Source organism: Cesiribacter sp. SM1 (assembly GCF_020178975.1).
Taxonomy (GTDB): domain Bacteria; phylum Bacteroidota; class Bacteroidia; order Cytophagales; family Cyclobacteriaceae; genus Cesiribacter.
On sequence record NZ_JAHXBU010000042.1, the window covers coordinates 131,495 to 150,476 of the forward strand.

Annotated in this window: 12 protein-coding genes and 1 tRNA gene; 9 read left to right on the forward strand and 4 right to left on the reverse strand. The window is 51.2% G+C overall.

What is annotated here, in order from left to right; translation table 11 throughout:
* Window positions 1–305 precede the first annotated feature (305 nt).
* Complete coding sequence (locus tag KWJ01_RS06920; protein WP_224995697.1) at window positions 306–1,373, reverse strand: acyltransferase; 1,068 nt, start codon at window positions 1,371–1,373, stop codon at window positions 306–308.
* 221 nt (window positions 1,374–1,594) lie between these two features.
* Window positions 1,595–4,117, reverse strand: coding sequence for a primosomal protein N' (gene priA, locus KWJ01_RS06925; protein WP_224995698.1), 2,523 nt, complete (start codon window positions 4,115–4,117; stop codon window positions 1,595–1,597).
* A gap of 316 nt (window positions 4,118–4,433) precedes the next feature.
* Here priA and KWJ01_RS06930 point away from each other — a divergent pair, with 316 nt between their 5' ends.
* From KWJ01_RS06930 to KWJ01_RS06960, 7 genes are all read left to right on the forward strand, one after another.
* The gene (locus tag KWJ01_RS06930) at window positions 4,434–5,525 is read left to right on the forward strand and encodes an Mrp/NBP35 family ATP-binding protein (protein WP_224995699.1); all 1,092 of its coding nucleotides are present in this window, start codon (window positions 4,434–4,436) and stop codon (window positions 5,523–5,525) included.
* Window positions 5,526–5,529: 4 nt separating this feature from the next.
* The gene (locus tag KWJ01_RS06935; RefSeq protein ID WP_224995700.1) at window positions 5,530–5,790 is read left to right on the forward strand and encodes a NifU family protein; all 261 of its coding nucleotides are present in this window, start codon (window positions 5,530–5,532) and stop codon (window positions 5,788–5,790) included.
* Between the two features lie 187 nt (window positions 5,791–5,977).
* Complete coding sequence (locus tag KWJ01_RS06940) at window positions 5,978–9,013, forward strand: T9SS-dependent choice-of-anchor J family protein (protein ID WP_224995701.1); 3,036 nt, start codon at window positions 5,978–5,980, stop codon at window positions 9,011–9,013.
* Window positions 9,014–9,148: 135 nt separating this feature from the next.
* Window positions 9,149–11,845, forward strand: a complete 2,697-nt coding sequence (locus tag KWJ01_RS06945; RefSeq protein ID WP_224995702.1) for a D-alanine--D-alanine ligase — start codon at window positions 9,149–9,151, stop codon at window positions 11,843–11,845.
* On the forward strand, window positions 11,842–12,645 hold the full coding sequence (locus KWJ01_RS06950) for a PASTA domain-containing protein (RefSeq protein ID WP_224995703.1): 804 nt from the start codon (window positions 11,842–11,844) through the stop codon (window positions 12,643–12,645). The genes KWJ01_RS06945 and KWJ01_RS06950 overlap by 4 nt, the downstream gene beginning before the upstream one ends.
* Before the next feature lie 283 nt (window positions 12,646–12,928).
* Window positions 12,929–14,830 carry a T9SS type A sorting domain-containing protein gene (locus KWJ01_RS06955; RefSeq protein WP_224995704.1) on the forward strand — a complete coding sequence of 634 codons (1,902 nt, stop codon included), beginning with the start codon at window positions 12,929–12,931 and terminating at the stop codon, window positions 14,828–14,830.
* Between the two features lie 245 nt (window positions 14,831–15,075).
* Window positions 15,076–15,378, forward strand: a complete 303-nt coding sequence (locus KWJ01_RS06960; protein ID WP_224995705.1) for a rhodanese-like domain-containing protein — start codon at window positions 15,076–15,078, stop codon at window positions 15,376–15,378.
* Between the two features lie 229 nt (window positions 15,379–15,607).
* Here KWJ01_RS06960 and KWJ01_RS06965 read toward each other — a convergent pair whose 3' ends face one another.
* Both KWJ01_RS06965 and KWJ01_RS06970 read right to left on the reverse strand, forming a co-directional pair.
* Window positions 15,608–16,786 carry a site-2 protease family protein gene (locus KWJ01_RS06965; protein WP_224995706.1) on the reverse strand — a complete coding sequence of 393 codons (1,179 nt, stop codon included), beginning with the start codon at window positions 16,784–16,786 and terminating at the stop codon, window positions 15,608–15,610.
* Window positions 16,770–17,411 carry an HAD family phosphatase gene (locus KWJ01_RS06970; protein ID WP_224995707.1) on the reverse strand — a complete coding sequence of 214 codons (642 nt, stop codon included), beginning with the start codon at window positions 17,409–17,411 and terminating at the stop codon, window positions 16,770–16,772. The genes KWJ01_RS06965 and KWJ01_RS06970 overlap by 17 nt, the downstream gene beginning before the upstream one ends.
* Before the next feature lie 171 nt (window positions 17,412–17,582).
* Here KWJ01_RS06970 and KWJ01_RS06975 point away from each other — a divergent pair.
* Together KWJ01_RS06975 and KWJ01_RS06980 are read left to right on the forward strand one after the other, a co-directional pair.
* Window positions 17,583–17,656: transfer RNA gene (locus KWJ01_RS06975), tRNA-Ile, on the forward strand.
* A 331-nt stretch (window positions 17,657–17,987) separates the two neighbouring features.
* Window positions 17,988–18,968 (forward strand): HNH endonuclease, encoded by a 981-nt coding sequence (locus KWJ01_RS06980; protein WP_224995708.1) that lies wholly within the window; start codon window positions 17,988–17,990, stop codon window positions 18,966–18,968.
* Window positions 18,969–18,982: the final 14 nt, after the last annotated feature.

The window sequence follows — 18,982 nt, forward strand, 5'->3', positions numbered from 1 at the left end:
TTCAGGGTTAAATGCTACCGCTATCTTGCTGCTAACAGCTTACATCATCCGGAGCTGGATGCACTGTTACTATTAACGTGGGTTAAAGATTAGCATCAGCGTCAGTTGCTCCTTGATCGTCATCCCCGCGCATGCGGGGATCTGTCAGCTAAAAACAAGAATGGTGATTTCACCTTAAAAGCAAACAGATCTCCCTCTTCAGGGGAATGAGGGCTTGTATTTAGCTGTAGAAGATGATAAGAGGTAGAATATCAGCAGCTTTCATCCTTAGCCCACCTTACGATCAGATAGCATCTATCAATACCTTAAACAGCCGGGCGGTAAATATCGGCGGCAGATTTACCTGCGCGCATAAACAGTTTCTCGAACCTGATGTACACCTGGTAACTGATTAACAGGGTGAGCAAGGCTGAGGTATACAGCTGGGCGGGCAAAGAGAAAGCCATATACTGTGCTCCCAATGCTGCATAACCAAGCTTTACATAATGCAGCACAATAGGATGCAGCAGGTAAACAGAATAGCTGGCTTCGCCCAGCATCCGCAGCTTCCTGTGCAGGAATTGCGGCAGCGTGAAATTAGTCTTATAAATGGCGAAGCACAACAGCAGGCAGATACCTGTAAATACCAGTCTGTTGGCATTGGTCACCAGCATGATCTGGTCACCCTCAACAGGATAAAAAATAAAAGCTGTAACCGCCAGCACCAGGAGTGTAAAGGAAAGGTAAAGCGATACTTCCCGCCCCTCCCACCACCAGCCGATCAGGTAGCCGGCAAGAAAAAGAAATACCTGGTTCAGCGGGTTTACATATGTGGCCCATTGCCTGCTTAGCGTTGCCTCTTCCTGAAGCATGTAGAAGGCAAAATAGAAGTGGAGCAGCAGGATAGCAGCACTTAGGATATAAAACAAGCCCTTCTGCTTTTTGCTTAGCACAATAAAAACTGCAAAAAACAGGTAGAACACCAGCTCATTGCCTATTGACCACACGCCTACACCTATGTACTTTTCCCAGCCCAGTACACCAAAGAGGCCTGTAAAATTGAGAAAGATCCGGTAGCCATCGGGTTTATGCTCTGCTAGGTAAATGGTAATGAGCATCACCAGCCAGAGCAGCGGAAAAATCCTGAAAATACGCTTTATGTAGAAATCGCTGAAGCTGCCAAAGTTGAGCTTCATTTTATGGAAGTACACATGGTAAAGCGTGAGTCCGCTAAGAACATAGAAAACAGCAACGCCATAAATACCTATTCTGCCCAGGAAGGTATCAGCCTCGAAAGTACCATACTCCCAGCTAAGGTAGTGATAGATCATAATACCCAGGGCCGCAAGTCCGCGCAGGTAATCCAGGGCATACAGCCGCTTGTTTTCTTTCATGCTGCCAGAAAAAATTTTTCTAATGATGTAGGGGCTCCTATAGACTAACGCAAAAATTCCCTCCAGCGGTAAATGCGCCCTGCCAGGTATCTTAATATCAAGCGTTAAAGCACAGGTCACGCCTGTGCTGGCACATCCGTTTAAAATTTAGGGCAGAAGCAGACAACATCAACACCCCGCTGTTAGAATTGGCGTAACAGTAACGCACAAATGAAAACTGGCTAATAGGGATCAACATCCGGTACAACCTCTACTTTTTTATATTCCTTTTCACTCATCAGCTGCTGGCTTTGCTCCAGGATAAACTGCTTTACCCCCTGCACATCGATGCCCTGCCGCTCCAGCTTAATGGTAATGTGCATGAGGTATAAGCCCCGTATGCGGCCCACCAGCGGCTCTTCCGGCCCCAGCACCCGCTGCTTTGTCAGCTGGTGCTGCAGGCGTTCAGTAAGGTCTTTGGCAGCAGCTTCGGCAATCTCTTTTTCGCTGTGGCGCACCACCAGCCTGATCAGGCGGCTGAAGGGCGGGTAAAAATACTCCCGCCGCTCCCTGATCTCGTTGCGGTACACCCCTCCATAGTCGGATTGGATGATGCGCTCCAGGATGGGCTGCTCCAGGTTGGAGGTCTGGATGATCACTTTACCCGGCTTGCTGCTGCGCCCAGCCCTGCCTGCTACCTGGGTTACCAGCTGGTAGGTACGTTCATGGGAGCGGAAATCAGGATAATGCAGCATGCGGTCGGCATCAAAAATACCCACCAGCGTTACCCCCTCAAAATCAAGCCCCTTGCTCACCATCTGGGTACCCACCAGTATATCTATCTTACCTTCGCCAAAGCTGTCGAAGAGGGTCTGGAAGCTGTTTTTGCGGCGGGTGGTATCCAGGTCCATGCGCTCTACGGTAGCCTCGGGCACCAGCAGTCGCAGGCTTTCCTCCAGCTTTTCGGTACCGTAGCCTACCGTTTTGATCTTGTGCGAACCACAGGCCGGGCAGGCGGTAGGTACATATTCCTTTAGCCCGCAGTAGTGGCAGCGAAGCTCGTTTGCCTGCATATGGTAGGTAAGGCTCACGGCGCAGTTTACACATTTGGGTATCCAGCTGCACTCTTCGCAGTTAATGTAAGGCGCATAACCCCGCCTGTTCTGGAAAACGATGGCCTGCTCTCTGCGCTCCACCACAGCCTTCAGGGCCTCAACCAGTTGCTGGGTAAACATGGCCTTCATGGTTTTGTGCTTTTGCGCCACGCGTGTATCGGCCAGCTCTATGGCCGGCAGCTGCGCATCGGCAAAGCGTTTGGTGAGCTCCACCAGCCCGTACTTATCATTTTCTGCCTGGTAGTAGCTTTCTACAGAAGGTGTGGCAGATCCCAGCAGTGTTTTGCCGCCGTGCATCTTTGCCAGCACCAGGGCTGTGTCGCGGGCATGGTAACGTGGTGCAGGATCGTACTGCTTATAGGAGGTTTCGTGCTCCTCATCTACAATGATCAGGCCCAGGTTGTGGAAGGGCAAAAAGATAGAAGACCGCACACCTACCACCAGCGGAAAGCTGCCGTTCAGTACCCCCTGCCATACCTCTACCCTTTCATTATCAGAAAAGCGGCTGTGGTACACCCCCATCTGTCCGCCAAAAATTTTCTTCAGGCGGCCTACTATCTGGGTGGTCAGGGCAATCTCGGGCAGCAGGTAGAGCACCTGCACGCCATTATCAAGTGCCTCACGGATCAGCGAAATGTAGAGCTCTGTTTTTCCCGAACCGGTAATGCCGTGCAGCAGTACGGTGTCCTTTGTTTCAAAATGCTCCAGGATCTGCTGGCGTGCCTTTTGCTGATCTTCCGTCAGGCGTATATCGATGCTGCTGTCTCCCTCCGGTATCCAGAAGCGGGGCACGGTTTCCTCAAACTCCTCCAGCACCCCGTTTTTAACCAGGGTACGTACCGATGAGGGCGAGATCTGAGCATCTACCAGCTCAGATTTCATGAGTCCTGCCGCATTTCGCCCGGGATTTTGCAGCACCGGCACCTCGCGCAGGTACTTTAAGAGCACATCCGACTGCTTTGGGTGGCTCTCCAGCGCCTTGAACAAGGCCTCCAGGCTGGCATGGTCCTGCACCAGCCCCTCCTGCAGCCGCACTTTACGTACTGTTTTTGGCTTATATTTTTCCTGCACCTGCTCAAAGAGCAGAATGGCTTCTTTCGAAAGCAGGTTTTTAAACAGCTGGTAGAGCGATTTCTGCCCCAGCAGGGCCTCTACATCGGCATAAGAAAGACTTTGCTTTTGCTGCAGGGTATCCAGCAGCAGCTTTTCCTTTTCGTTAAAAGTATGTTCAGAGGTAAGGTAGCTAAAATCGGGGTGCAGCTGCACCTGCGACTGGCTGCTGAGCTTCAGGCCGCTGGGCAGTGCTACATTCAGCACCTCGCCGGGGGTGCACATATAGTAATCGGCCATCCACTGAAAAAGCTTCAGCTGCAGCGGCTGCACCACCGGCTGCTCATCGAGCTGCTCCAGCAGCAGGCGGGCATCATAAGCTTCAGGAATGCGGTCGTGCAATTCGGCCACTATGCCCGTTAATATTTTCTTTTTGCCAAACTGCACCACCACCCGGCAACCCGGCTGCAGGGTATCGTTCAGGTCAAAGGGCACTCGGTAAGTAAAGAGTTTTGGTACGGGCACCGGCAGCAGTACATCGCAAAAAAGCGTTTGCCGCTCACCCCCACCTTCAGAGATATTAAATTCCAGTTGCTGCACGTTGATGGCTCTTTCTACAATGGGTAAAGATAGAGGTTAATGTGCTAATTCTTAAATGTGTTGATGCCCTAATATACTAATTGGGGCTGCAGTTCTCTAGCAGCGCGATGTCTGAATGAATGCTACAGGGGCTGCAAATCAGAAAAGTACCAGAACAGTAAATTTGGGCAAATAGTGTAAGACCTTTCATTTGTACATTATTCAATTCGCACATTAACGCCTATCTTTGCCCCGCGGCCAGCACTATTTTGCAGTAAAGTTTGTTGCAGTAGTGTTGCAGTTACCCTGAGTAAGCCGCAACAAGACTAAAGCAAGCATGAGCATTACCAAAGAACAAGTATTAGCCGCCTTAAGTACCGTTCAGGACCCCGACCTTAAGCAGGACCTGGTTACCCTGGGTATGATTGAAAAGCTGCAGGTACACCAGAAAACCATCAGCTTTGTAGTGGTTCTGACCACACCGGCTTGTCCGCTGAAAGAATTTATACGCATGGAGTGCGTAAAGGCACTGGAAGGTGCATTTGGCACTGACCTCGACCTGGATATACACATGAGCTCACGGGTTACCAGTACCCGTTCCAATGCTCCCCTGCTGCCGCAGGTGAAAAACATTATTGCCGTTGCCTCCGGTAAAGGTGGCGTTGGCAAATCTACCGTAACAGCTAACCTGGCCGTGGCGCTGGCAAAAAGCGGTGCCAAGGTAGGCCTGGTAGATGCAGACATCTTCGGCCCCTCGCAGCACATCATGTTCAATTGCGAGCATGAGCAGCCCGGCATGGAGCAGGAACAAGGCAAAACCTATATCATACCCATTGAACAGTATGGGGTAAAGCTGATCTCCATTGGCTTACTAACCCCGGCAGATCATGCCGTGGTGTGGCGCGGGCCTATGGCCAGCCAGGCGTTGCGCCAGTTCCTGGCCGATGCACGCTGGGGTGAGCTGGATTACCTGCTTATCGATTTACCCCCAGGCACCTCCGACATACACCTTAGCCTGGTACAAACTGTGCCTGTAACCGGTGCTGTGGTGGTAACCACCCCACAGAAAGTTGCCGTTGCCGATGCCCGCAAAGCGGTGGCCATGTTCAGGCAGCCACAAATAAATGTGCCGGTATTGGGTATCGTGGAGAATATGGCGTATTTTACTCCTGCCGAACTGCCCGACCATAAATACTATATTTTTGGTAAGGAAGGCGGGCAGCAGCTGGCCGATAAGTATGGTGTACCCCTGCTGGGACAGGTACCCCTGGTGCAGAGCATCCGCGAAAGTGGCGACAGCGGTTATCCATCTGTGCTCAAGCACGATGCCTCCGCAGAAGCATTCCAGGTAATAGCCGAAACACTTGCACGCCAGGTGGCCATACGCAACGCAAACACAGAACAAACCAAGGTAGTACAACTACAATAGCATTATGGAGCTAGATCAATTATACGATGCAGTAGAGCTCGCTTTAGGGGGGATCAGGCCCTACCTGGAGGCCGACGGCGGCAATGTAAAAGTGCTCGAAATCACACCCGAACATGTGGTTCGCCTGGAACTGCTGGGCGCATGCGGATCATGCCCCATGTCGGCCATGACCTTCAGAGCCGGTATTGAAGAAGCCATACGCCGTGAAGTACCACAGGTGAAAGGCGTGGAAGCTGTTAACCTTACCTCAGCCAGCGCCAACTAAAGCGTTCACGGAAAATTTTGCCCCCGGAGAAAATTCCGGGGGATTTTTTTTTATATTTAAAAATCAGCATGCTACAGGTATGTATTCCCGCTGGCATGCCGTTGTATAACAAAAAAAAGACCTGTAACCAAAAAAACAGTATTTGGTTAATACTGCGGAGGTACATCAGCTTCTGCCTCATTCCAGAATGAAAGTTTTGCTAGGTATCGGACTCTTATTGTTTCCACTCCTGCTGCAGGCACAGGAGAAGTGTGCCACCGTGCCTTACCAAAAGCAGCTACTGGAGCAGGAGCCTGTCCTGTTTGACGATGAGGCTGAATTTGAAAAGTGGATTCAGCATAAAAAGAAGCTAAGTGATCAGCGAATACAGCCTGCAGGCCTCGATGCCGAAGCCAGGTTTGTGATTCCGGTGGTAGTGCACATAATACACCGGGGCGAAGCGGTGGGCACAGGCACTAACATTCCCGACGAACAGGTGCTCTCGCAGCTCAAAATCCTCAACGATGATTTCAGGGCAAAGAACACCACCGCCATCAATCAGCTGCCGGACGAATTTAAAGCCCTTGCAGCAGATACAGAAATAGAATTTGTGCTGGCAAAGCAGGATCCTGAAGGCCTGCCTACCACTGGGATCATCAGGGTTGCCTCAACTGAAACCAACTGGACACAGGCCCGTGACATAAACCTCAAAAGCCTAAGCCACTGGCCCTCTCATAAATACCTGAACCTGTATTCGGCAGAGCTCTCCAGTCCTGTAATCGGCTGGGCACAGTTTCCGCAGTCCGATCGTTTATCAGGGCTTAACTTCAGTGATGTTGCCGACGAAACCGACGGAGTGGTTATCGATTACCGCTACCTGGGCACCGGCTACAGGGCAATCAGCTCCAGCAAAGGCCGCACGGCCACCCACGAAATAGGCCATTATTTTGGCCTGCGCCACATTTGGGGAGATGGCAACTGCAGCAAGGATGATTTTGTAACAGACACCCCGCTGGTAGATAAAGACCATCAGGGCTGCCCCTCCGAATCTGTTTTAAGTACCTGCACCGGCGGTCTTGCCATGTTCCAGAATTACATGGATTATACCGACGACGGCTGTATGTCGCTCTTTACCCATGGCCAGAAAGAGCGCCTGCATGTGGTACTGCAAAACAGCCCGCGCCGCAAAGATCTTAACAGCTCTCCCGGAAAGCTGGAGCCTACCACTGTTGCCAATGATGCCGGCATCAGGGAGCTGCAGCTTACCCCTATTCAGTATTGCAACGGCAGCTACAAACCTTCGCTGCAGGTACGCAACTACGGCAACACCCAGGTTACAGAGGTAAAGATAGAACTGAAAATAGGGCAGGAGGTGGTAAAAACTTACACCCTTAAAACAGACCTAGCTTACCTGGAAAGCATAGACATGGAGCTTGATGAACTGCAGATTCCCGCAGCCGGGCAACAGCAAATATCAGCCACCATTACACAAACAAACGCCGGACAGGATAATAAAACCACCAACAATACGGCCCTGGCCGAAATAGTGGTGCCCTTAAAAACAAGCCTTCCCCTGTTGCAGCAGTTTGAGAGTGGCCTTAGCCCTTTTACCGTTGTTAACCCTGACTTTGGCTTTACCTGGCAGCTGGCCGATGCACCCGATGGTAGTACCTCAGGCAATACAGCTGCGCACCTGAACTTCTACGAATATGAGGCCATTGGCCAGCAGGATATATTAGCCTCCCCAATCCTGGACCTAAGCCAGGAGGAAAGGGCCTACCTGAGCTTTGATGTTTCGCATGCCCGTTACCAGAACAGCAGCAACGATGGCTTAAGGGTGTATGTTACCACCGATTGCCGCACCAACCTGCAAACGGCCGAGCTTATCTTTGAGGCCTCCGGCGAAGAGCTGGCAACCGCAACTGCCACAAACACCCCCTTTGCTCCCGCCAGTGAAGCCGACTGGCGGACCATAGACCTGGATCTTTCTGCCTATGCTGGCATTGAAAACGTGCAGGTGCTGTTTGCCGGCACCAATGACTATGGGAATAACATTTATCTGGACAACCTCAGCATAACCAATGTTATAGCTGCACCCCTGAATATTGCCCTTACCGGCGTTATACAACCCACTCCTGTATTTGGCAACAGCTCAAGCCCCATCAGGGCTGAAATCAAAAACCAGGGCATAGAAACCATTACCTCCTATGTGCTGCAGCTAACCCTCGATGGTACGCCCCTAAGAGAGGTACTGATAAAAGACATAGTACTGGAGCCACAACAAAAAACCACAGTTCAGCTGGGTGTTTTGCCCCTCCTGGAGCAGGGTACTCACCTGCTGGAGCTGCTGGTTCATTCTCCCAATGAGCAGACCGACGGGGCAATGAGCGACAACCTACTCAAGAGGCAGTTTGCCATTAATCCCTCCTCCAGCCTGCTGCCGGTAAGGGAAAGCTTTAGTACCGCCACCTTCACAGACTTTAGCTGGACCTCCGTGAGTCCGCAGCCCGATTTCACCGGCTGGGAAAATATAGATGTTACAGGGCCTTATGCACCGGAAGAAAGCCTGAATTATGCCGCCATTGCCGATTATGCCGGCAACCCGCGCTTACGCGAAAAATGGCTGGCAAGCCCCCGGCTGGACATCAGCAACACCAGTGCTGCGGGTATGCAGTTCTGGTATTATGCAGGAGGCAATGGAAACGTATCGCTGCAGATCCTTGCTTCCATGGATAACGGCCTTACCTGGCCCATCAGCCTGTGGGAAAAAGATTACAGCGAACTGAATCCTGAAATGCAGCAGGCCCCTGAAGTACCCGGGGAGGCTTCCAGCTGGCGCAAAGACTTCATTAGCCTGCAGGAGCTGGTGGGACAATCGGATGTGCGAGTTGCATTTGTTGCAACAGGCCAAAACGGAGCGGCCGTTTTTGTTGATGAAATTGAATTCTTTTTATCTGATCAGCCTACACCTGCCCCCCTGCCCGAGCGCAACAGTGTATCGCTTTACCCCAACCCCGCCCGCGGAGAGTTTAACCTGTTCTTCAACATGGAAAACCCCCAGGGCGAAGCAGTGGTAGTGGAATTATTCAACACCAACGGATCATTTATCAGCAGAAAGAACTTTCCAAATACGTTAAATCAAATTTATACCTTACAGGTACCCGACTTACCCGCTGGCATTTATTATCTTCGTATCCGGAGTGCCAGCCTCAATACCAGCCGCAAGCTGGTACTGACCCGCTAAGCGCATATTGAATTGTACCTTTTGCAGTGTCAGGCAGTGAATGCCCGCTTGCTGCAGCTGAAAATTGATTGGTGCGCCAGAGAACTCCCCTCCCACAAGCAAATGTTAGACAGACAGGCAACGATATAGCAAAGCATGAAAATTGGTATTTTCTTTGGAGGCCAGTCGCGCGAACGTGAAATTTCCTTCGCCGGCGGCCGTACCGTATACGATAATCTTAATAAAGCGCTCTTTGAACCCGTACCCATCTTTGTAGACAGCCTCGGGCATTTTATTCTGCTCGACTGGCAGTATGTGTACAAAGGTACCATCCGCGATTTTTACCCGCCGGCCAAGCACCTGCCGCACTCAGAGCTGCCTTTCCAGGTATACATTGAGTCGCTGGGCAAGCTTTCTCCGGAGGCACTGCAGGAGCTGATCTCCGAGGTAGGCCGCAAAGTAGAGCCGCACCAGTTTCGCGAGCTGTTCGATTTTGCCTTCCTGGCCCTCCATGGCCCTTATGGCGAAGATGGCAACCTGCAGGGTCTGCTGGAGTGGTACGACATTCCCTACTCCGGCTGCGGCATTCTGCCCTCTGCCATAGGCATCAACAAAATCATTCAGAAAAAACTGATGGAAGATGCCGGTTTCCCCTGCCCCAAGCGCTGGGAGATTAACCGGCAGGAGTGGCTGCAGACAGCCGACAAATCCTCTTTCTTCCGGGCCGCCAAAGAAGCCGTTGGGCTGCCAATCGTATTCAAAGCTCCTAACCAGGGCTCGAGCATTGGCGTATCTATTTTGCGCGACAACAGCCTTGAGGGCTTTACCGCTGCCGTAAATAAAAGTCTCTTTTTACAGGAGGTAGACCTGCAGGCCTGGCAGCAAAAATCGCTCGACGAAAAAATCATGTTCCTGGCCGTACTCACCGATATCCGCGAGGGCATAGGCATGCCGGTGTATGCCGGCGAGGCGCAGGAACTCATTCACCACCCCAGCGAGCTGCTGCAGTACCTCGATGAGCAGGCAAAACAAGCCTCCTGCACTGTGCTTACACCGCTTAACAGCGAAGAAACCGTGCTGCTGGAGTCATTCATCAAGGGCAAGGAGTTTAGCTGCATTGTGGTGCAGAACGAAAAGGGACAGCCCATGGCCCTGCCTCCCACGCAAATCATCAAAGGCACCGATGTATTCGATTACCGGGCCAAGTACCTGCCGGGCGTAAGCCGCAAGATTACCCCGATAGACCTGCCGCTGGAGCAGATTCAACAGATACGCCAGGAGTGCTGCCACCTGTTTGAGGTGCTGCACGCTAATGTATATGCCCGTATCGACGGCTTTATTACCGAAGAAGGCACCATTTTCCTAAACGACCCCAACACTACCTCAGGCATGTTGCCGTCGTCGTTCTTCTTCCACCAGGCTGCAGAAATCGGCCTGAACCCCTCGCAGTTCCTAACGTACATTATCCGCACCTCGCTGGTAGAACGCATTAAAACCGGCAAGCGCAACAAAGAGCTGCGCGATATGCTCAATGCCTTTGATGCCGAGCTCCGGCAGCTGCAGCAGCAAAAATCAGAGAAGGTACGCGTGGCGGTGATCATGGGTGGCTATTCTTCCGAACGGCACATATCGGTAGAAAGCGGACGCAATATTTTTGAAAAGTTAGCGTCATCAGTGAAATACCAGCCTGTGCCCGTGTTCCTGACAGGCAGCAACGAAGAGCACAAGCTGTACCAGCTGCCGGTGAACATCATGCTCAAAGACAATGCCGACGATATCAAAGAAAAGATTGAGGCCTACCTGCGTGGCGAGCACCACCCGCTCCTGAAACAGATCATTGAGGAGGCCAGGCCGCTGGTATCGCAATACGTAGACCAGAACCTGATGCGCTTTCAGCCCCTGAACTACGAGGAGCTGGCAAAAACAGTAGATGCGGTATTCATTGCCCTGCACGGCCGCCCAGGCGAAGATGGAGCCCTGCAGGCGCAGCTGGAGCGTGTTGGCCTGCCCTACAACGGCAGCGGCATCGAAAGCTCACAGCTCACCATCAACAAATTCGACACCAACAAGCGCCTGCGCGAGCATGGCATCCTGGTAGCCAAACACCGCCTGGTAAGCCGCCAGGAGTGGAATACCCAGCGTGCAGCGGTGCTGGATGCAGTGATTCAGGAGTTAGGCCTTCCACTGATTGCCAAGCCCTCTGACGATGGCTGCAGCTCTGCGGTGAAAAAGATCAAGACCCGTGAAGAGCTGGAAGCCTTTGGCGAAATGATTTTCCGGGATGTACCAGAGCTGCTGGCCCTGCCCATGAAAACCCTTAAGCTTAAAGCCAACGAGGAATTTCCGCAGAAAGAGGTATTTTTGGTGGAAGAATTCATTGGCAAAGCCGGTGCAAAGCACTTCCTGGAGGTAACCGGGGGCATGCTCACCATCCGCAACGAAAAGGGAGAAACCGAGTATGAGGTCTTCGAACCTTCTGAATCTTTGGCGGGTGGCGAGGTACTTTCGCTGGAGGAGAAGTTTTTGGCAGGTGAAGGCCAGAACATCACCCCGGCCCGCTATGCACGTACACCGGAAGAAAACAAGCGTATTTCTGCCGAGGTGCGCAAACAGCTGGAAAAGGTAGCCCGTATTGCCAACATAGAAGGTTATGCGCGCATCGATGCTTTTGTGCGGGTGTTCGAAGACGGACGGGTGGAAACTGTGATCATCGAGATCAACTCCCTGCCCGGCATGACACCGGCCACCTGTATCTTCCACCAGAGTGCCCTGAACGGCTATAAGCCATATGAATTTATTGACGCAATATTAACCTACGGGATCGAGCGACAGCGCTACAAGGCTACAGTATGAAAGTGACTTCTTTTAAACATGTATTGATTCACCTGGCCATCATTCTGGTGGTAGGGTTTATTCTGCTATTCCTCTTTTTCAACATTTACCTGCCCAACCAGACCCAGCACGGCGATAGCATCACTGTGCCCAACATCCAGGGCCGCTCCTATGCCGAGCTGAATGATTTTATGAATCAGCACCGGCTGCGCTACGAGGTAAATGACTCTACCTTCAGCACCGAGTTTCCGCCCCTGACGGTGATGAAGCAGTACCCCCTGCCCGGCGCCCAGGTAAAGGAAAACCGCAAGGTGTTTATCTCCCTTAATGCCAAAAATCCGCCCAAGGTACGCATGCCTAACCTGGTGGATGGATCGGTAAAAAATGCCCAGCTGGTGCTGCAAAGCTTTGGCCTGGAGCTGGGAGAGATTACCTATGAGCCCAACCTGGCTGCCAATGCTGTGCTGAAGCAGCTGCACAGGGGGCGCCCAATTGAAGAAGGCTCCTATATAGCCAAAGGCTCCAAAATAGACCTGGTAGTTGGCGATGGCAAGGGCAACAGCTCCTTTACCATTGATAACCTGATGGGCATGGACCTGGAAACAGCACAGTTCAACATTATTGGTTCCGGCCTGCAGGTAGGTGAAATTACCTACGAAGCAGCCCCGGATAAAGCCCCCAATACGGTGCTAAGGCAAATACCACCCGCTGGTGCCAAAGTACAAATTGGCGAAACGGTAGACCTCTGGATCGTTAAATTCGGCCCGGGACAGGTAGATCCCGGTCTCCCCACCCCCGGCAGCGAAGACAGTGGGTTATAATGTAAAATGATTCGAGTGTATTGAAATCTTGATTGTAGATTTATGATCCCTCGCCTTTCTCCGGATGGGCGGGGGATTTTTGTTTAAAGGAGAATATTACATTCATCTTTTGCTTTTCCATCAATGTTTGCTCAATTTCCGGCTGTATCTAAACGTTATTGAACAATGGGATGCTGCTATGGAGGTTTTCCAATCTTGTGTAGCAGCCAGGGATATAACTAATGCTCAAATTCCCGTCCACAGTTATTGTGGAATCGTTAATTTTGCAGGGCTCAAAAAACAGATGAAAACATATCTTACCTTCCTCCTCTTACTCCTTGCTGGCAGCAGCTATGCACAGTTGCAGGTCTTACCACATCCTGCCGCTACCAGGGGCACTACGAAGGTAGAGAACCATGCTTATAGCCGGACTACACAGCCTGGCCCGATCAGTACACTTGCTGCTCCCGGCGATAGCCTCCTCCTGCCCTTCTGGGATGACTTTAGCTACAGAGGGCAACGTCCTGATTCGGTACTGTGGCCCTTCAACACCACCAGCACCATCAGCTATGGCGAGGCCATTAACCCGCCCAGCTGGGGAGTAGTTACTTTTGATGGTGTTGATGCCAATGGTACTCCTTATGCCACCACCAATACCGTGGGCCGTACCGACAGCCTTCAGTCAGCCCCTATCAGACTGGATGCCCTTACGGATGCTGAAAAAAGCAGCGTTCTATTTAGTTTTTACTGGCAGCTGCAGGGCCTGGGCGAGCGGCCCGATCAGCTCGATTCCCTGCGCCTCTACTTTCTCGACAGCGATACTGTCTGGCATCAGGTGTGGAGCCAGGGCGGCAATCCCGATACAGATCCGACAGTGTTTCAGCAGGAACTCATTAACCTGCAGCAAATAGGTACTCAGCGCGGGGTAAACTTTTTTCACCCGGGCTTTACCTTTAAGTTCCAGTCGTTTAGCCGCCAGAATGGACAGTTCGACCAGTGGCACATCGACTGGGTGTACCTCAACAGCGGTCGCAATGGTGCAGGCTACTACGAAGACCGTGCCATCAGCTCGGCCTTTACCTCCCTTTTCAGCCCCTATACTGCCATACCCAAAGAACAGCTGTTCGCTAACCCTGCCGCTTATTTGAAGGCCGAAAACCTGTTTGTGGTCCACAGCCTCTGGCAACCTGGTGTCGACGAAGTACTCACCTACGACCTTAGTGTACATACCGCTGATAACGAAACTGTAAAGGTCCTGGAAAGCGACAGGCTGCTCATCTCTAACCAGGGCTCCCTGCTGAGAGGGCAGACCTATTTTACCGAAGATGCCAGCGGACTAACGCCTGCAGACCTGGCCCCCCTGGCTGAAAGAGATTCCTTCACCCTGGTGACCCGCCTGCTGCTTCGCTCCGAAGAGCCGCTGGAATTCTTTCACCGCAACGATTACCTGGAGATCAGCAACCCTGTTAAAGATTACTTTGCTTACGACGACGGCTCTGCTGAAATCAGCGTGAGCCTCAACGGCCGCGGGCAACGCCTGGCCTATGGATTTACACTCGAAGAAGGAGATACCCTCAGCAGCGTTTCCTTCTATGCTCCTTCTTTCAACACCTCTGCCAACGGCAGCAACCTGGATCTGAAAATCTGGACCTACCTGGCTGGTATCAATGGAGAGGCCGACACCTTACGCTACACCCAGAATGTAAGCGTACAACGCGATGCGGGCGTAAATGGGTTTGTAACCTACCCCCTTGCAAACCCGCAGGTATTAAGGGCAGGTCAGTTCTTCATAGGCTTTGAGCAGGTAACTACCAATCCGGTAGCCGTTGGCTTTGATCTCAATACCGAAAGCACCTCACAGCTGTACCAGAGTATTGATGGCATCGAATGGGGTGCAACCACTTCACTACAGGGCAGCCTGATGCTGCGCCCCCACTTTGGAAAGGTAGATCCGCTTACCCTGGGGGTAAAGGAAAAAATATTTCCACCAGTGAGTATTTACCCCAACCCTACTCAGGACAGGCTCCGGATCGAATCGCAGGCCCAGCGCCTGCGCCTGTACGATTACCAGGGCCGCCTGATCCTGCAGCAAGCCGCTACGCCAGGCACAGAACTACGCCTGGGCCAGCTGGAGCCCGGGCTCTACCTGCTGCAGCTGGTGTATAAAAACGGTGTACAGTCGAAGCGTGTTGTGGTGGTGAGGTAGTTAGGGAGGGAGTGATTTGGTAATTTGACGGTCCGCTGCTGCGGTGAGGGAGTGATTTGCCTGTATCCGATGCTGCAGTATTTTAACAATTCGCCGCTGCGGTAAGGGGTGGTTCTTTTGAGATGTGGAGCTGTTGGGGTGGTATATTATGGGCTGGGAGCGGCTTTTCTTTTTTAAACTTTTGTCTTTTAAGCAGATTACTTGATACTTTGCATCTAAACTGACTTTTTAACTTGATAATACCAATGGCAGACATTACCGCAGAAGAATTGAAAGAGCGTATGGATAATGGTGAAAAGCCTTACATCCTGGATGTACGCGAAGAAGCAGAATACCAGACCGAGGGCAACATCAACGGCCAGCTTATCCCCCTGGGCACTTTACCTCACCGTCTTAATGAATTGAAGGCCGGCAAAGACGATGAGATCATTGTACACTGCCGCTCGGGCAAACGCAGCGCAACCGCCCAGAAGTTTCTAAAACAGCAGGGCTATACCAATGTACGCAACCTTGAAGGCGGCATACTGGCCTGGGGAGCGCTTGATTAGTTTGTGAGGGAGTGAAGTATGAGTGAGTGAGTATGGGGTAATCCATTGCCGATGTAACCAGGCTACTTCCTGATGTTTTTTCTGGCTTTAGCTGTAATAGGTAGTATTTCAGTTGCTTCCTTGAGCTGGGAATCAGTCCTTTCTTTAGTAGCAATGCCAGATTCCTGAAGTAACTCACTCCCTCACCGCAGCGGCGGACCGTCAAATCACCAAATCACTCCCACATCCTTCACTCCACAAACACAAACGGCTCGGGGCTGAAGCACAGCACAAAGATCAGCAGGACCAGCCAGCCCAGCACTTTGCGGCCGGTGCTCAGGGGCCTGTCTTCGGGGGTGATAGGGTGGTAAACACCAATGAAACGTCCGATCAGGAAGGCATACAGCATCCAGCCCAAATAGCCATGGGCACCGGGCACCAGGTAGCCCACCATCAGCTGTGCGAGCAGTATGCTTAGTGCCAGGGTCAGGCGATGGCTGGCAGGCATATCCAGCCGGCCAAAGAGGTAGTACAGGAAAAGTCCGTAAACACCCAGCCGCAGTATAAGCCCTCCTGCCCCTTCATCAGGATCAGGTGTTGGAATACCCAGGCCTGCCCAGAAGACCAGCGCCACAAAGAGGGCTGTGGCAATGCGTCGGTGCCAGGTATAGCCCAGCAGTCCGTAGAGGATGTGGCCGCCATCCAGCTGTCCGATAGGCAGCAGGTTCAGGGCAGTGAAGAACAAGCCAAGGAAACCGGCAAAGAGCCAGGGATAGTGGATGATCTCAAAAGCGCTTGGCAGGCGTTCCGGATCGGTGGCCATATACTCCTCAAAGATCCTGTAGATTAAACTTTTACCCAGGTAGAAAGAACCTTCTGTTTCCAGGCTTAGCTTATTGGCCTCCTCCTGCCAGTTGGGTCCCAGCTCCTTGTACTCCGGGTGCACCTGCAGAATATATTCCTGCGGCGGCAGGTGGGTAAATCCCCAGGCCAGCACGCCCAGGGCAATCACAAAGCCAGCCAGCGGACCGGCAATACCAATATCGAAGTGAACCTTCCGGCTCTGGATATACTGTTTAATACGGATCACCGCCCCCATGGTACCAATCGCCGGCAGGATGCTCCCAAACCAGAAGGGAATAAAATAAGGCAGCGACACCCGGACCTTATGGGCTTTCGCAGTAAAATAATGGCCAAATTCATGTACGGTTAAAAAAGCCAGGAAAGGCAGGCTAAAAGCAAAACCGGTCCTGAATTCAGACCAGCTGATCCCCCTCCAGAACAGGTAAGCCTCTCCTCCCTCCTCACCTACACCAAAAACACGAAACATATAGCGCCACTCGGCACCGGCCAGGGTGGTGGTGATAAGGGTAATTACAAAGAGGCTAATATGAAGAAATAATCGCTTTCGCTTATTTTCCTGATCCATTGTTGAATATTGCTGGTAACGAACTGTTCTGCTGAAAATGCAGGGTTTTTATACCCAACTGCTCTGCCCCCAGAAGGTTCCCCTGGTTATCGTCGATGAACAGTGTTTCCTCGGGCTTCAGGTTCCATTCATCCAGGATCACCTGGTAAGCCTCGGGATCGGGTTTGCGGGCGCCAATATTTTGTGAGTAGTACACCTTATCGAAAAAGCGGGAGAAGTCTTTTTCGCCGCAGGCTGCTTCCAGGCGGCGGTGTACCTCCTCGATATGGATGATATTGGTGTTCGACAGCATAAACAGCCTGTACTTTCCACTCTTTTTGAGGCTGCGGAGCAGCTCAATGTTTTCGGGTGGGAAATCGAGCAGCATGGCGTTCCATGCTTCCGTCAGCACCTCATCAGACAGGGGTTTTCCCAGGAGGTGGCGCAGCCCGTTTAGAAATTCCTGTGGGGTAACGGCACCCCTTTCGTAGGAGAGAAACAGCGGATCTTTATGCACCAGCTGGTTGGCCTGCTCGGGGGTAATTGCGCCTAATTGGGCAAAAGCGGCAAAAGTCCGGGGCATGTCGAGGTGGATCACCACGCCGCCCAGGTCGAAAATAATATTTTGTATGCTGGAAGAAATCAAAACTTAATCGAATAGTGTTGTAAAATTGTCTGCAAATATGTAAAATTGCACTCCCAATTTCAAGGACGGACCAGGTTCTTGAGTTGCTACAAGAGGGACACCGAAGGTTAGCAAAATGTTTGGGAAAGCTGTGGAAGCACTGTAAATTCAGAAGCAAAGCAGCAACATATTGGGCCTATAGCTCAGCTGGTTAGAGCACCTGACTCATAATCAGGGGGTCGCAGGATCGTGCCCTGCTGGGCCCACCCTCATTATCAAGTTATCAAGGACTTACGAGTGTAAAAACTTGTAAGTCCTTTTTACATGTATACTATTCCCCTTTAGGATTGCTGCAACAGCTTATTAGCCATCTATCTGTAATTCTGTGCAGGGGGAATATTTCGCTTCTAATATCTGTTGAATTCTAGGCTATTATTTTCTTTTCAACACTACAGAAGTAGGAGTTTATGAAGATAGTTGAGTGAGTTTAACTACAGTTGTTCAATAACAAGGCAACATCTATCTGTTATAGAGAATACTCCCTCTTATTAAGTGACCCACATCTTTATATATTCAAGCGGACGCAAATGAATTTATATGTCCCAGCAACTCAAGCTCCTCTCCCACTATAACAAGCGATTTTCTAAGCTTAAAAGGGACCATAAGTTTGGTGGGGCACCTCATAAACCTATTTTATTATTAAGCATTCTCCATCAAATCAGCAGCGGGCAAATAGCCAATAATAAGATTTATATAACCCCTGAATTGATTAGCACCTTCAAAGACTTCTGGAGTCTACTGGTCACGACACCCCATACACCCAACTTTGCGCTCCCCTTCTATCATATGCAGTCAGAAGGTTTCTGGCACCTGATCGTAAAGCCAGGGCATCACCTAGCAATCACAAAATCCCACTCCATCAGGAGCTTTAGCAGCTTACAGGCTGCCATTGCCTGGGCAGAATTTGATCAGGACCTGTACCAGCTTCTGCAGGAAGATGAAAGCAGGGAACTGCTGCGCATGATCCTACTGCACACTTATTTTCCCGCTGCATCGGATAAACTGCTCATGCCCATAAAGACTTACTTACACCAGCTTGAAGAGGAAATTTTACATGAACCTGCCACAGCCTACCAGGCAAGACTCATATCTCTACAAAAGCAGCTAAGTAAGGAAGAACTGGAGGAAGAAACATTTGTCCGGGACGGGACTTTCAAAAAGGTCATTGCCAACATTTACAGCCACACTTGTGCAATATCTGGTCTACGTGTGGAAGCCACCCAAAATATCTCTATGATTGATGGCTGCCATATCAAGCCCTGGAGCATCAGCCATGACGATACAGCAACCAATGGCATTGCCCTCTGCCCTAACCTGCACCGGGCCTTTGACCGGGGGCTGATTACACTTGATGAGGATTACCAGCTCGTGCTATCAAAACATTTTATTGAACCCTTTTCTTCTCCATATAATATAAGACAGTTTGAGGGAAAACAGGTGCTATTACCTAATAATACAGCCTGGCATCCATCACAGGAGAATTTAGAGCACCATAGAATTAATACATTCATAAATTAACACTATATCTCCTG